The organism is Cytobacillus firmus (assembly GCF_023715565.1).
GTDB classification, from domain to species: domain Bacteria; phylum Bacillota; class Bacilli; order Bacillales; family Cytobacillaceae; genus Cytobacillus; species Cytobacillus firmus_C.
Genome location: NZ_JAMBOJ010000016.1, coordinates 1 through 12,127 on the forward strand (window position 1 = coordinate 1; position 12,127 = coordinate 12,127).

The 12,127-nt window shown below is 42.6% G+C and carries 14 protein-coding genes; 13 read left to right on the forward strand and 1 reads right to left on the reverse strand.

What is annotated here, in order from left to right:
* Window positions 1-214: 214 nt before the first annotated feature.
* The 3 genes from lhaT to M3205_RS08230 all read left to right on the forward strand — a co-directional run bounded on the left by lhaT (window position 215) and on the right by M3205_RS08230 (window position 3,005).
* Window positions 215-811: a lipoprotein heptaprenylglyceryl N-acetyltransferase LhaT gene (gene lhaT / locus M3205_RS08220; RefSeq protein ID WP_251169464.1), complete on the forward strand. Its 597-nt coding sequence runs from the start codon at window positions 215-217 to the stop codon at window positions 809-811.
* A gap of 433 nt (window positions 812-1,244) precedes the next feature.
* Window positions 1,245-2,021 carry a sporulation protein YpjB gene (gene ypjB, locus M3205_RS08225; RefSeq protein ID WP_251169465.1) on the forward strand — a complete coding sequence of 259 codons (777 nt, stop codon included), beginning with the start codon at window positions 1,245-1,247 and terminating at the stop codon, window positions 2,019-2,021.
* Window positions 2,022-2,324: 303 nt separating this feature from the next.
* On the forward strand, window positions 2,325-3,005 hold the full coding sequence (locus M3205_RS08230) for a zinc metallopeptidase (RefSeq protein WP_251169466.1): 681 nt from the start codon (window positions 2,325-2,327) through the stop codon (window positions 3,003-3,005).
* 64 nt (window positions 3,006-3,069) lie between these two features.
* On the opposite strand, the gene M3205_RS08235 is transcribed toward M3205_RS08230, so the two are convergent.
* Window positions 3,070-3,942, reverse strand: coding sequence for a YitT family protein (locus M3205_RS08235; RefSeq protein ID WP_095244672.1), 873 nt, complete (start codon window positions 3,940-3,942; stop codon window positions 3,070-3,072).
* 212 nt (window positions 3,943-4,154) lie between these two features.
* Between M3205_RS08235 and M3205_RS08240 the strand changes: the two genes are divergently transcribed.
* The 10 genes from M3205_RS08240 to panD all read left to right on the forward strand — a co-directional run bounded on the left by M3205_RS08240 (window position 4,155) and on the right by panD (window position 12,106).
* Entirely contained in the window at window positions 4,155-4,487 is a 333-nt protein-coding gene (locus M3205_RS08240) for a nucleotide pyrophosphohydrolase (protein WP_251169467.1), read from the forward strand.
* Between the two features lie 14 nt (window positions 4,488-4,501).
* Window positions 4,502-5,305, forward strand: coding sequence for a 4-hydroxy-tetrahydrodipicolinate reductase (gene dapB / locus M3205_RS08245; protein ID WP_251169468.1), 804 nt, complete (start codon window positions 4,502-4,504; stop codon window positions 5,303-5,305).
* 14 nt (window positions 5,306-5,319) lie between these two features.
* The gene (gene mgsA, locus M3205_RS08250; protein WP_251169469.1) at window positions 5,320-5,742 is read left to right on the forward strand and encodes a methylglyoxal synthase; all 423 of its coding nucleotides are present in this window, start codon (window positions 5,320-5,322) and stop codon (window positions 5,740-5,742) included.
* Window positions 5,729-6,445 carry a bacillithiol biosynthesis deacetylase BshB1 gene (gene bshB1, locus M3205_RS08255; protein ID WP_251169470.1) on the forward strand — a complete coding sequence of 239 codons (717 nt, stop codon included), beginning with the start codon at window positions 5,729-5,731 and terminating at the stop codon, window positions 6,443-6,445. The genes mgsA and bshB1 overlap by 14 nt, the downstream gene beginning before the upstream one ends.
* Window positions 6,442-7,584 (forward strand): N-acetyl-alpha-D-glucosaminyl L-malate synthase BshA, encoded by a 1,143-nt coding sequence (bshA, locus tag M3205_RS08260; RefSeq protein ID WP_251169471.1) that lies wholly within the window; start codon window positions 6,442-6,444, stop codon window positions 7,582-7,584. The genes bshB1 and bshA overlap by 4 nt, the downstream gene beginning before the upstream one ends.
* The gene (locus tag M3205_RS08265; protein ID WP_251169472.1) at window positions 7,584-8,792 is read left to right on the forward strand and encodes a CCA tRNA nucleotidyltransferase; all 1,209 of its coding nucleotides are present in this window, start codon (window positions 7,584-7,586) and stop codon (window positions 8,790-8,792) included. The genes bshA and M3205_RS08265 overlap by 1 nt, the downstream gene beginning before the upstream one ends.
* Window positions 8,765-9,748, forward strand: coding sequence for a biotin--[acetyl-CoA-carboxylase] ligase (locus M3205_RS08270; protein WP_251169473.1), 984 nt, complete (start codon window positions 8,765-8,767; stop codon window positions 9,746-9,748). The genes M3205_RS08265 and M3205_RS08270 overlap by 28 nt, the downstream gene beginning before the upstream one ends.
* A 269-nt stretch (window positions 9,749-10,017) precedes the next feature.
* Window positions 10,018-10,854, forward strand: coding sequence for a 3-methyl-2-oxobutanoate hydroxymethyltransferase (panB, locus tag M3205_RS08275; RefSeq protein WP_251169517.1), 837 nt, complete (start codon window positions 10,018-10,020; stop codon window positions 10,852-10,854).
* The gene (panC, locus tag M3205_RS08280) at window positions 10,851-11,708 is read left to right on the forward strand and encodes a pantoate--beta-alanine ligase (RefSeq protein WP_095244663.1); all 858 of its coding nucleotides are present in this window, start codon (window positions 10,851-10,853) and stop codon (window positions 11,706-11,708) included. The genes panB and panC overlap by 4 nt, the downstream gene beginning before the upstream one ends.
* 14 nt (window positions 11,709-11,722) lie before the next feature.
* On the forward strand, window positions 11,723-12,106 hold the full coding sequence (panD, locus tag M3205_RS08285; RefSeq protein ID WP_048008317.1) for an aspartate 1-decarboxylase: 384 nt from the start codon (window positions 11,723-11,725) through the stop codon (window positions 12,104-12,106).
* Window positions 12,107-12,127: the final 21 nt, after the last annotated feature.

Consider the following 12,127-nt stretch of genomic DNA (forward strand, 5'->3'; position numbering starts at 1 on the left):
GGAAATTCACTGCCAAAAAATAAGAATTTAAAGAATTAATACCCTGAAATAAGAGAAAGGTGAATTTGAGCGCACTCAAATTCACCTTTCTTACTATCTGAAGCTAGTTTTGTCCCAGCCCCTTTTTTTGCCAAATAATTGTTCGTTTTTTTATAGGAGTTTGATGTGGTAAAATAATGAAATAATCGTGTACATAGAGAAAAGGAGAAAAAACATGAAATGGATCTATCCTTTATTAGGCAGCAGAGCTATGCTGATACTCCTTCTGATTATTAACACAGCAGGCACCATCTATGGGTATATATGGTATAAGTGGCAGCTGGTAGATACACCGGCTATTTTCTTGCCATTCGTACCCGACAGCCCTACAGCGAGCCTGTTTTTTATGTTTGTGCTCATTGCCTTTCTAATGGGCAAAAATTGGCCATTGATGGAAGCTTTAGCAATTGTAACCCTTATTAAATACGGAATATGGGCTGTAGTTATGAATTTGCTCGTATTTCAGGTTACAGGTGAATTGGATCCCCTTGCTCTCATGCTGATCTTCTCTCATGGTGCAATGGCAGTCCAGGGTGTTCTCTACGCACCATTCTATCGCTTCAAAACATGGCATCTAGTCATTACGGGTATCTGGACTCTGCACAATGATGTAATTGATTACGTCTTTTTCATGCTTCCCCGCTATCCGATACTAAATCTTTACACACCGCAAATCGGCTATTTTACATTCTGGCTCAGCATTTTCTCACTAGGAACAGCGTATTACTTCGTCCTAAGAAAAAATCGATTTCGTCTGGATATAGTGAAATAGTGCTCCGATTCCCTTGATCCAAACCATTTAGTGTTTTGGGTCTTTTTTGGTTTAGGCTGTTTTCGCACTGTTTGTTGCTATTTATATTATATTTACTGAGTTGATTGTAGTGGAAGGTGCGAGATCCTCGAAAATGCATTCGCATTTTCTTCGTGCGGTGTCTACTCAAGGAAGCTTATTCAAAGTCCTGCGGGAGTAGCGGGACAGGTGAGACCCCGCAGACGCGGAGCGTTGAGGAGGCTCACCGCCTGCCCCGCGGAAAGCGAGCAGCCTGGAGCGGAAATCAACGGACAATATTGATAGATGAAAAACAAAATTATATACGAAAAGAGTTTTTTTAAAAGAAATAACCTGGCCCCCAAAATTATTTTCTGGTCTAACCTTGTCCCTCTTTTCATATTTATCTAATAGTAATTTGAGGGGGGACAGTTTGATGAGGCGAAAAGTAATCGCATTCTTATTCATTATTATGTTATTGCCTGGAATGGTGTCTGCAGATAAGACAACCAAAATAGATAAATTAGATAAATTGTCTAATGAAGCCTTACAGATGGTTAAGCTTCACAGGTATGAGGATGCCAAGAAGCTGTTGGAGTATTTCTCCGAGCAATTTGTTGCTATAAACGGCAAGGAAAGGCCATTTACAATGGACGAGCTGCGGATTATTACAGTCTCTCATGATGATGCTGTACAAGCTGCGGTAAATACATCTATGAGCCACGAAGAACGGCTTAATCATGCAACAAAATTCCGCCTCGTAATGGATGCGATTTCCTCCAAATATCAGCCTTTATGGACTGAAATGGAGAAGCCGATCATGTCAGTGTTTGGTGAGGTAAAGGAAGCGGCATACAGCGGTAATAACGAGAACTTCCATTCACGTTTGAATTCCTTTTTGTCTTTATATGAGGTTATTTATCCCAGTCTGAAGATAGATGTGGATGCAGAAAAGGTACAAAAACTGAACGCCCGCATAAATTTTATCGATCATTATCGGCCTCAGGTGCTTTCCCAGCAGGCAAGCCAGCAGGAACTTGCTGCATTGGAAAATGATCTGCAGACTATCTTTGATGAAATGACAGAAGATGAAACGGATCCATCCCTCTGGTGGGTGATCATCTCAACCGGGAGCATAATCATCATTACATTATCTTACGTAGGTTGGAGAAAATATAAGGGAGACAGGGCAAGACAAAAAAATCGATCTTAATAAGAAAAGCGGAAGCACCTTGCTCACCCCCGACAAGCACAAGACGAGCCTCACGGAAAGGCGTTCTTTGCCTTTTTGGGGGGAGCGGCTTGTGACCTCGAGGGGGTAGGTGCTGGAGCTAGACAGGCCTCGAAGTTCAAAAATTTCTACACTCTTATCTTTGAACAAAAAGAATAAAGAGTGTCTTTTCCCGTTTTGTAATCAAGAGGAAAGGGAAAAGATAGGCAAATCGATTTGTATGCTGGATATCTGCAGGCCAGCGGATAAAATACACCATGACCAGCTTAATGGGGAGGTAACAAAATGGGAGGATATCTCATTTATTTCGCAATAATTATTCTTGTTCCGCTTTGGGCACAAATGAAAGTAAAGGGAGCTTACAGCAAATATTCAAAAGTTCCTTCATCCACTCAAATGAGGGGTGCTGAAGTAGCCAGAAGAATTCTGGATGAGAATGGTCTGTATAAAGTTGGCGTTGAAGAAACCAGGGGGCATCTAACAGATCACTATGATCCTCGATCCAAGACAGTCAGGCTTTCGGCAACAAATTATCATGGCCATTCTGTGGCTGCTGCTGCAATAGCAGCCCATGAAGTTGGCCATGCCATCCAGGATAATCAGGATTACGCTTTTCTGCGCTTCCGCCATGCACTAGTACCTGTTGCGAATATTGGTTCAAACTTCTCCTGGATTCTGATCATGATTGGTTTTTTTGCTGGGTTGAGCGGTATGGTGCTGCTTGGTATAATCTTCATGGCAGCTGCAGTGGTTTTTCAAGTGATCACACTTCCGGTAGAGTTCAATGCTTCTAATCGTGCGATGGATCAGGTAGTATCCCTTGGAATTATCAGAAACGATGAAGAAAGAGAGACTAAAAAAGTTTTGAATGCAGCTGCGTTGACATATGTGGCGGCAGCAGCCGTGGCAGTGCTGGAATTGCTGCGTTTAATTCTTATTTATACAGGAATGACCAGATCTGAGTAAAGGCCGGCAATGCCGGCTTTTTTAATGAAAAAAAAATGATGCCCCTGGGACATCACATTGATTTTCAGCGTTCAACCGGCTTTTTATTTTCATCCAAAGTAAAGCCTTCACCCAGCACATCATGTACAGCTGTGACAGAAACAAATGCATGGGGATCAACAGAAGTAATCGCATTTTTTAAACGGACAATTTCATTACGGCCGACAACACAATATAATACTTCCCGCTCTTTTTTTGTGAAGGAACCATGGCCTTTTAATACCGTAACGCCCCGATCCATTTCTTTCATGATTTTATCGGCAATTGCATCGTTTCGTTCTGATATGATCATGGCCCCCCTTGCTGCATAAGCCCCTTCCTGCATGAAATCAATTACTTTTGCACCAACAAAAACAGCAACCAAGGTGTACATGGCTTCCCTGTAATTCAAATATGTAATTAATGAAAGGGCAATCACAAAAAAGTCAAAAATGAACATTGTCTTTCCCATGCTGACTCCGGCATATTTATGTACAAGTCTGGCAATTATATCAACTCCGCCAGTTGTGCCTCCAAATCTGAAAATCGTGCCAAGACCGATCCCTATAAAAACACCCGCGAATAAAGAAGCGAGAGTCAAATCCTCTTTTAATGGCATTTCAATCTGATACCGCTGAAAAATCCATAGGAATAGGGACACACCGACCGTTCCGATGATGGTATAAAGAAAAACATTTCTGCCCAGAAGTTTCCATCCAATAAAGAAAAGAGGTATATTTAGCAGAAGGTTAGTATAGGAAGGGTCCCACTCGAAAAGGAAGTATAAAAGCAGGGTAATACCGGTGAAACCGCCTTCAGCCAAGTTGTTTTGCATATTAAAGTGAACAAGGCCCCATGAAAAAATGGCTGAGCCAAGCAGAATGAAAAAAATATTCTTAAATTTCAATCCATAAAACATGTTATCCCTCCGCTGCCTGAATATCACAATACCAAAGCGTATCTAATTATATAAGATACAGATTATAAGAGCAATAACATCAATGGACAAGAAGCGGCTGACTGACCATCTATTAGCAATGATAAAAAATATTTGTAAAATGGCTGAGCTATAGCTTAACATGAAAAGTGGAAATCTCGTATAGAACATGTAATAAAAACAGAGGTGAAAGTATGGAGACACCAAAAACAATGAAAGACATGCAAACTGACGTTGACAAATACATAAGCCAATTTAAAGAAGGTTATTTCAGCCCATTGGCGATGCTTGCAAGGATGACCGAGGAACTTGGGGAACTATCCAGGGAAGTGAACCATCACTATGGTGAAAAACCAAAAAAATCAACAGAGGAAGAAAAGGCTATCGAAGAAGAGCTTGGAGATATGCTCTTTGTTCTAATATGCTTTGCAAATTCCTTAAATATTGACTTAGAAGAAGCGCACGATCGTGTCATGGAAAAATTCAGCACACGCGATAAAGACAGATGGACAAGAATTGAAGAGTAGAAGGAGAGAGGAAAATGGATAAAGTTAAAGTTATTATAGCGGGACCACGGGGGAGGATGGGAAGTGAAGCCGTCCAGCTTGTTAAGCGAACAGAGAACTATGAGTTAGCTGGCGTGATCGACCATAAAAATGGCGGTGGTTTTCTTAGCGATTTTGAAGGCTTCTCTCATTTTGGCCATGTTCCGGTGTACACAGATCTGGCCCTGGCCTTTCAGGAGCTGAGTCCCGACGTACTGATCGATTTGACAACTCCGGAAGTAGGAATGTTCCATACAAAAACTGCACTGGAATATGGTGTAAGGCCAGTTGTTGGAACAACAGGCTTTTCGAAGGATAATCTGAAAGAGCTTGAAGAACTTTGCCATGAAAAAGGAATTGGCTGTATTATTGCGCCAAACTTTGCACTTGGTGCTGTATTAATGATGAAATTCTCCCAATTGGCAGGAAGATATTTTAATGATGTGGAAATAATTGAGCTGCACCATGACCAGAAATTGGATGCTCCATCTGGTACTGCAGTTAAAACAGCGGAGATGGTTGCTGACGTAAGAACGAAAAAGGAGCAGGGGCACCCCGAGGAGAAGGAAACGATTCCTGGTGCCAGGGGCGCAAATTTCGATGGTATGCATATACATTCTGTTCGCCTGCCCGGCCTGATTGCTCATCAGCAGGTAATGTTCGGCTCTGAGGGCCAAACATTGACCATCCGTCATGACTCATATAATAGAGCTTCTTTTATGTCAGGTGTAAAACTTGCTGTTGATACGGTTTTAAAAATTGATACGCTCGTTTACGGTCTCGAAAATATTATCGACTAGAAAGGGGTGCCGACATGAATATTGCCTTAATTGCCCATGATAAAAAAAAGGATGATATTGTAAGATTTGCGATCGCCTATAAATCCATTCTTGCTGAACATACCCTTTATGCTACCGGAACAACCGGTTCACGCATCATGAAAGAAACTGGCCTTTCCATTCACCGTTTTCAGTCAGGACCTCTTGGGGGGGACCAGGAAATTGGTGCTTTAATTGCCAACAATAAAATGGATGTTGTATTTTTCTTCAGAGATCCTCTGACTGTTCAGCCCCATGAGCCGGATGTCTCAGCGTTGGTGCGCCTTTGTGACGTATATGCTGTGCCGCTCGCGACAAATATGGGCACAGCGGAGATTATAATTAAAGGCATTGAACGCAATGATTTATCGTGGAGAAATATTGTAATTGAAAAAGGTGACATGAATGAATCCGGATAACCTTGATATTCTGGCATTTGGCGCTCATGCTGATGATGTTGAAATCGGCATGGGCGGCACAATTGCCAAATTTGCCTCTATCGGAAAAAAGATTGGAATATGCGACTTAACACAGGCAGAGCTTTCTTCCAACGGGACGGTTGAAATCCGAACAGAAGAATCGTTGAAAGCAGCAGATATTCTGGGTGTTACTATCCGGGAGACTCTTAATCTTCCTGACAGGGGCTTATTTTATAACCAGGAATACATAAAAAAGATTGCTGAATTAATCCGTAAATATAAACCTGCTCTAGTGTTTGCGCCATATATGGAGGACAGGCATCCAGACCACGGGCATTGTGCCCGCCTGGTGGAAGAAGCCGTCTTTTCAGCAGGAATCAAGAAATATGAAACAGGCGGCAATTTCGCTCCGCATAAAGTGAAAAACCTGCACTTTTACATGATAAATGGCTTCCATAAGCCTGACTTCCTGATCGATATCTCCTCTTTTATGGATAAAAAAATTGCAGGTCTCGAATCCTATCAAAGTCAATTTGCAAGAAGCCCAGGTTCATTTGATACACCGCTTGTCAACGGCTATATTGAAACTGTTGCAGCGAGGGAAAGCTTATTTGGAAAACAGGCAGGGGTGCAATATGCAGAGGGGTTTAAAGTGAAGAATCCCTTACTGGTAAATACTGATATATTTGGTGGAGAATTATGAGGAAAAAGTTAAAAATAGGTATCACCTGCTATCCCACGGTTGGAGGATCAGGTGTCGTTGCTACAGAATTAGGGAAAATGCTTGCCGAAAAAGGCCATGAAATACATTTTATTTCATCAAGCCTCCCTTTTAGACTGAAAAGGATGTACCCCAATATTTTTTATCATCAGGTGGATGTCAATCAATACTCCGTATTTCAATATGCTCCTTACGATATCGCGCTGGCAAGTAAAATGGCGGAAGTGATAAAACGCGAGGGCCTTGATCTGCTGCACGTGCATTATGCGATTCCCCATGCAGTTTGCGCGATTCTGGCAAAGCAGATGAGCGGTACAGACATTAAAATTGTTACCACCCTTCATGGAACAGATATTACAGTTCTCGGGTACGACCCATCCCTTACAGATGCGATACGTTTTGGAATCGAAAAGTCTGATGGAGTTACAGCTGTTTCCAAAGCTTTAATATCGCAAACTTATGACCTGATTAAACCTGATAAGTCCATAAGAGCTGTTTATAATTTTATAGATGAAAGAATATACAGGAAAACCGATTCTCTTTACCTAAAAGAAGAGTATGGCATAAACGATGGTGAAAAGGTGATCATCCATGTATCTAATTTCCGCAATGTAAAGCGGGTACCGGATGTTGTTCAAGCCTTTGCCAAAATATCCGAAGAAGTTCCTTCAAAGTTGCTGTTAGTTGGAGACGGACCGGAAATGAGCGTTATATGCAGACTGGTGAATGACCTGAAGCTTAAAGACAAGGTTTTGTTTTTGGGAAAGCAGGACAATGTGGAGGAGCTTTACAGCATCAGTGATTTAATGCTCCTGTTATCGGAAAAGGAAAGCTTTGGACTTGTTGCTCTTGAGGCAATGGCATGCGGAGTGCCATGCATCGGTACAGATGTCGGTGGAATTCCCGAAGTAATCAGCGATGGTGAGACCGGCTATATTTGCACTTTGGGTGATATAACTGGTATCTCGCTAAAAGCAATTAAATTGCTTACTGATGAGAAACTGCTAGACCGGTTCTCTTCACAATCCATATCGCTTGCAAAGAACAGGTTCAGTGCCGGCAGCATTGTCAGTCAATATGAAGAGCTTTATTATGAACTTTTGGAAAAAGGTGACCTTTAATGAATGAAGCTTTTGCAAAGGCAGTTCCTGTGCTGGAGAAGTTAGAGGCTGCAGGTTTTGAGGCCTATTTTGTAGGAGGCTCTGTCAGGGATTATATACTTGGAAAAGAAATTGCAGACGTCGATATTGCTACTTCGGCTACCCCGGAAGAAGTAAAAACCATATTCTCAAGAACACTTGATGTGGGTATTGAGCATGGCACTGTGGTGGTTCTATATCATGGCATACCCTATGAAATTACAACCTTCCGAACAGAGGCAGAATACCTGGATTTTAGGCGGCCTTCAGAAGTAAGATTTATCAGATCACTGGAAGAGGATTTGAAAAGAAGAGATTTTACGATGAACGCGATTGCCATGAATAAAGAAGGGCAGCTTATCGATCCTTTTAACGGCAGGGGCGCCATAGAGGAAAGAAAAATTTGTACTGTAGGCAAGCCGGCTGAGAGATTTACTGAAGATGCCCTTCGAATGATGAGAGCAGTCCGTTTTTTCAGCCAGCTGGCATTTGAGATTGATAAAAACACTTATGCTGCTTTGGCATCCCTGTCACATTTACTAGAAAACATAGCAGTGGAAAGAAAGCTGGCAGAGTTCGAAAAGCTATTGGCGGGAACCGGCAGGATGAAAGCTCTTAAGGTCATTGCGGAAACAGGATTGTTTAATTATCTGCCAAAAATGTCAGGCTTCCAACAGGAATTAAAAGAAGCAGAGAAATATAATGCTGCTGATCTGACTGGAGATGAAATGTGGGCCTTTCTTGCGTATATCTTTAAGTTGGACGAGTCACAGGCTGAAGCTTTTCTGAAGAACTGGAAACTGCCTTTAAAGAGAACAAAGAAAATAGTGTCGATTATCAGCTGGATCCGGTACAGAGCCAAAAACCAGTGGGGGGCCTATTCCCTTTATCAGGCAGGGGACAAGTCCCTGAACGCGGAACGGGTCCGCAACGTAATCTTGCATGAGGACTCAAGCAGGGGAACAGTCAGCCTGCTGAGTCAATATAATTCTCTGCCGATCAAAGAAAGAAGAGACCTTCAGCTTACTGGAGATCAGCTGATGAATTGGTTTGGCAAACCTCCTGGTCCCTGGATTAAAGCGGAGCTTGAAAAAACCGAAAAAGCAGTCTTGCGCGGCGAAGTGAGTAATAGCAATGAATCCATAAGGGAGTGGCTCATAAAGTGCAATCAAAAATCAGGAACAAATTGATTGATGCTTTTACGAAAAGCAATGAGGAATATCTTTCAGGCCAGTATTTAGCTGACCTGATTGGATGTTCAAGAACGGCTGTATGGAAGCATATTGAAGAGCTGAGGAAAGAAGGCTTTGAATTGGAAGCGGTCAGAAGAAAAGGTTATCGGATAACAAAAACACCTGAAAAAGTTACCCCTGATGAAATCAGGCTTGGTTTGCAGACTGAAGCCCTCGGACGCCAGATTCATCATGAAGAAAGTGTTGATTCAACCCAGAAGATTGCCCATCGCCTTGCATACGAGGGTGCGCAGGAAGGAACCGTTGTCATAGCGGAAGAACAGCTTTCAGGCAGGGGCAGAATGGACAGGAGATGGCATTCTCCCAAATCAACAGGCATATGGATGAGTGTTATCCTAAGGCCGAACATTCCACCGCCGAAAGCTCCGCAGCTTACGCTGATTACAGCAGTGGCTGTTGTACAGGCAATTGAAGAGCTGACCGATTTAACACCGCAAATTAAATGGCCGAATGATATTTTGATGAACGGGAAGAAGGTTACAGGAATTCTGACAGAACTGCAGGCGGATGCCGACCGTATTATTTCTATTATCATAGGAATTGGCATCAACGTTAACCAGCAGCTTGATGATTATCCCGATGAACTTAAAGAAATTGCCACTTCATTATCCATTGAAAAAGGCGAAAAGCTTTCAAGAGCTGAGCTCATTAAGATCCTGCTTGGCAAACTGGAAAACCTGTATAAGCTTTATTTAGAGAAGGGCTTTTATCCGATTAAGCTTTTATGGGAAAGTTATGCGGTTAGCATCGGCAAGAATCTTACTGCAAGAACGATTACCGGAAGTATATATGGCAAGGCCCTTGGAATTACCGAAGATGGGGTCCTGATGATTGAAGACAGCAGCGGGAAAGTCCATCACGTATATTCTGCAGACATTGAACTGGATGTTTAGAAGGCCCGCCTGAAAGTTTTTATAGCCAACTCATTTGCCTTTTTGATATACTTTTTATGGGCAGTATCCTTAACAGAACTGCACCTTTTTTAAGGAAACGCAAATATAATATATCTGCCTAGATCCAAAAAAAATGGACCGGGACAGAGGGATGAACTGATATATGAGCTTATGTAAAATCCTTCTGCCAACAGAAGGATTTTTTTAATGTTCTGTTTTTTAAACTCATTAAAGTTTTATTGCCTCTTCCTGCATAAGGAGGACGAATGATGAAGCAAACAACAGACTTTTTAAAAATGAAAGAAAATGATGAGAAAATTGTCATGCTGACCGCCTATGATTTCCCTGCTGCCAAGCAGGCTGAAAAGGCCAATGTGGACATGATACTTGTTGGGGATTCGCTGGGGATGGTAGTCCTGGGCTATGATTCAACGGTTCCTGTGACGATGGAGGATATGATTCATCACGGAAAAGCTGTTAAACGGGGGGCACAACATACTTTCATTGTCATTGACATGCCGTTTATGAGTTATCACTTGTCCGTGAAAGATACACTGTTAAATGGAGCAAGGCTCATTCAGGAGACTGGTGCACATGCTGTTAAGCTTGAAGGCGGTGATGAAGTCGCACAACAAATCATGGCGTTAACAAAAGCAGGCATTCCTGTTATTGCCCACCTCGGTCTGACACCACAATCCGTTGGCGTCCTGGGAGGCTATAAGGTCCAGGGGAAAAACGCTGAAGCAGCCAGAAAGCTGATTGATGATGCCAGGGAATGTGAGAGAGCCGGAGCCTTTGCTCTTGTCCTTGAGTGTGTTCCAAAACAGCTGGCAAAGCAGATCACGGAAGAATTGACGATTCCAGTCATTGGAATCGGGGCTGGCAAGAATACCGATGGACAGGTCCTTGTGTACCATGATGTATTAGGATACGGTGTTGATCGTGTTCCAAAGTTCGTGAAACAGTATGAAAATCTGAACCCGATTATCGGCGAAAGCCTTACTAAGTATTCCGCTGAAGTGAAGAATGGAGCATTTCCTGATGATTCCCATTCTTTCAGGATGAAAGAGGAAGAGCTGCTGAGTCTGTATGGAGGAAAAGCATGAGAACGATTACTGATATAAGAGAAATGCAAAGGATTGCTTTACAGCTTAAGAGGGAAGGAAAAACAATCGGTTTTGTCCCGACAATGGGCTATTTGCATGAAGGCCATCTTTCGTTATTAAGGAATGCCAGGAAAGAAAACGATGTGACTGTGGTCAGCATCTTTGTCAATCCGCTGCAATTTGGCCCTAAAGAAGATTTAGCGACATACCCAAGGGATTTCGAGCGTGACAGCAGCCTTGCAGAGAAAGAGGGCTGCGATTATCTTTTCTTTCCTTCAGCAGAAGATATGTATCCTGCAGCACTGTCGGTAACGGCTAAGGTACAGGAGCGGACAAATGCTTTATGCGGAAAATCACGGCCTGGACATTTCGATGGTGTGGCCACAGTCTTGATAAAACTGTTCAACATTGTTCAGCCGGATAAAGTGTATTTCGGGATGAAGGATGCCCAGCAGGTGGCTGTCGTTGACGGGCTTGTAAGAGATTTTAATATTCCAGTGGAGATTGTTCCTGTTCAGACGGTAAGGGAAGAGGATGGTCTTGCTAAGAGCTCACGCAACGTTCACCTTCTGCCGGCGGAACGCGACCAGGCCTCTGCTCTCCATCAAAGCCTTAAAATGGCGGAGTCTCTAATAGCTGAAGGGGAAAATGATCCCGTCAAGCTTCTCAGCATCATCAGGGGATTTATTGAAAAAAACACAAGCGGGGAAATAGATTACATTGAAATTCTATCCTATCCGGATCTTAAACAGCTCACCCGTCTCGAAGAGAAAATCATTATCGCTATGGCCGTTAAATTCACAAAGGCCCGTTTAATAGATAACGCAATAATATCAGTGAAAAAAGAAAGCTAAGGGAGGAAGGCAGCATGTTTCGCACCATGATGAATGGCAAGATCCATCGTGCAACAGTAACAGAAGCCAATCTGAATTATGTTGGCAGCATCACAATTGATACGGACATTATTGAAGCGGTAGGAATGGCACCTAATGAAAAGGTTCAAATCGTCAATAATAACAATGGCGCAAGATTTGAAACCTATATTATTCCAGGGGAAAGAGGCAGCGGAGTAATCTGTGTAAATGGGGCAGCTGCACGTCTTGTTCAGGAAGGCGATATTGTCATTATCATTTCATATGCTCTTGTTCCTGATGATAAGGTGCCTTATCATGAACCAAAGGTAGCCATAATGGACAGCAGCAATCGGATCGCTGACATGATACATGCAGAACCGGAAAGTACAGTGCTATAATGTATTTAAACTAGAGCGGAA

Coding starts and splice junctions, on each gene's coding strand:
- lhaT (WP_251169464.1), top strand. CDS start 215: ATGAAATGGATCTATCCTTTATTAGGCAGCAGAGCTATGCTGATACTC.
- ypjB (WP_251169465.1), top strand. CDS start 1,245: ATGAGGCGAAAAGTAATCGCATTCTTATTCATTATTATGTTATTGCCT.
- M3205_RS08230 (WP_251169466.1), top strand. CDS start 2,325: ATGGGAGGATATCTCATTTATTTCGCAATAATTATTCTTGTTCCGCTT.
- M3205_RS08235 (WP_095244672.1), bottom strand. CDS start 3,942: ATGTTTTATGGATTGAAATTTAAGAATATTTTTTTCATTCTGCTTGGC.
- M3205_RS08240 (WP_251169467.1), top strand. CDS start 4,155: ATGGAGACACCAAAAACAATGAAAGACATGCAAACTGACGTTGACAAA.
- dapB (WP_251169468.1), top strand. CDS start 4,502: ATGGATAAAGTTAAAGTTATTATAGCGGGACCACGGGGGAGGATGGGA.
- mgsA (WP_251169469.1), top strand. CDS start 5,320: ATGAATATTGCCTTAATTGCCCATGATAAAAAAAAGGATGATATTGTA.
- bshB1 (WP_251169470.1), top strand. CDS start 5,729: ATGAATCCGGATAACCTTGATATTCTGGCATTTGGCGCTCATGCTGAT.
- bshA (WP_251169471.1), top strand. CDS start 6,442: ATGAGGAAAAAGTTAAAAATAGGTATCACCTGCTATCCCACGGTTGGA.
- M3205_RS08265 (WP_251169472.1), top strand. CDS start 7,584: ATGAATGAAGCTTTTGCAAAGGCAGTTCCTGTGCTGGAGAAGTTAGAG.
- panB (WP_251169517.1), top strand. CDS start 10,018: ATGAAGCAAACAACAGACTTTTTAAAAATGAAAGAAAATGATGAGAAA.
- panC (WP_095244663.1), top strand. CDS start 10,851: ATGAGAACGATTACTGATATAAGAGAAATGCAAAGGATTGCTTTACAG.
- panD (WP_048008317.1), top strand. CDS start 11,723: ATGTTTCGCACCATGATGAATGGCAAGATCCATCGTGCAACAGTAACA.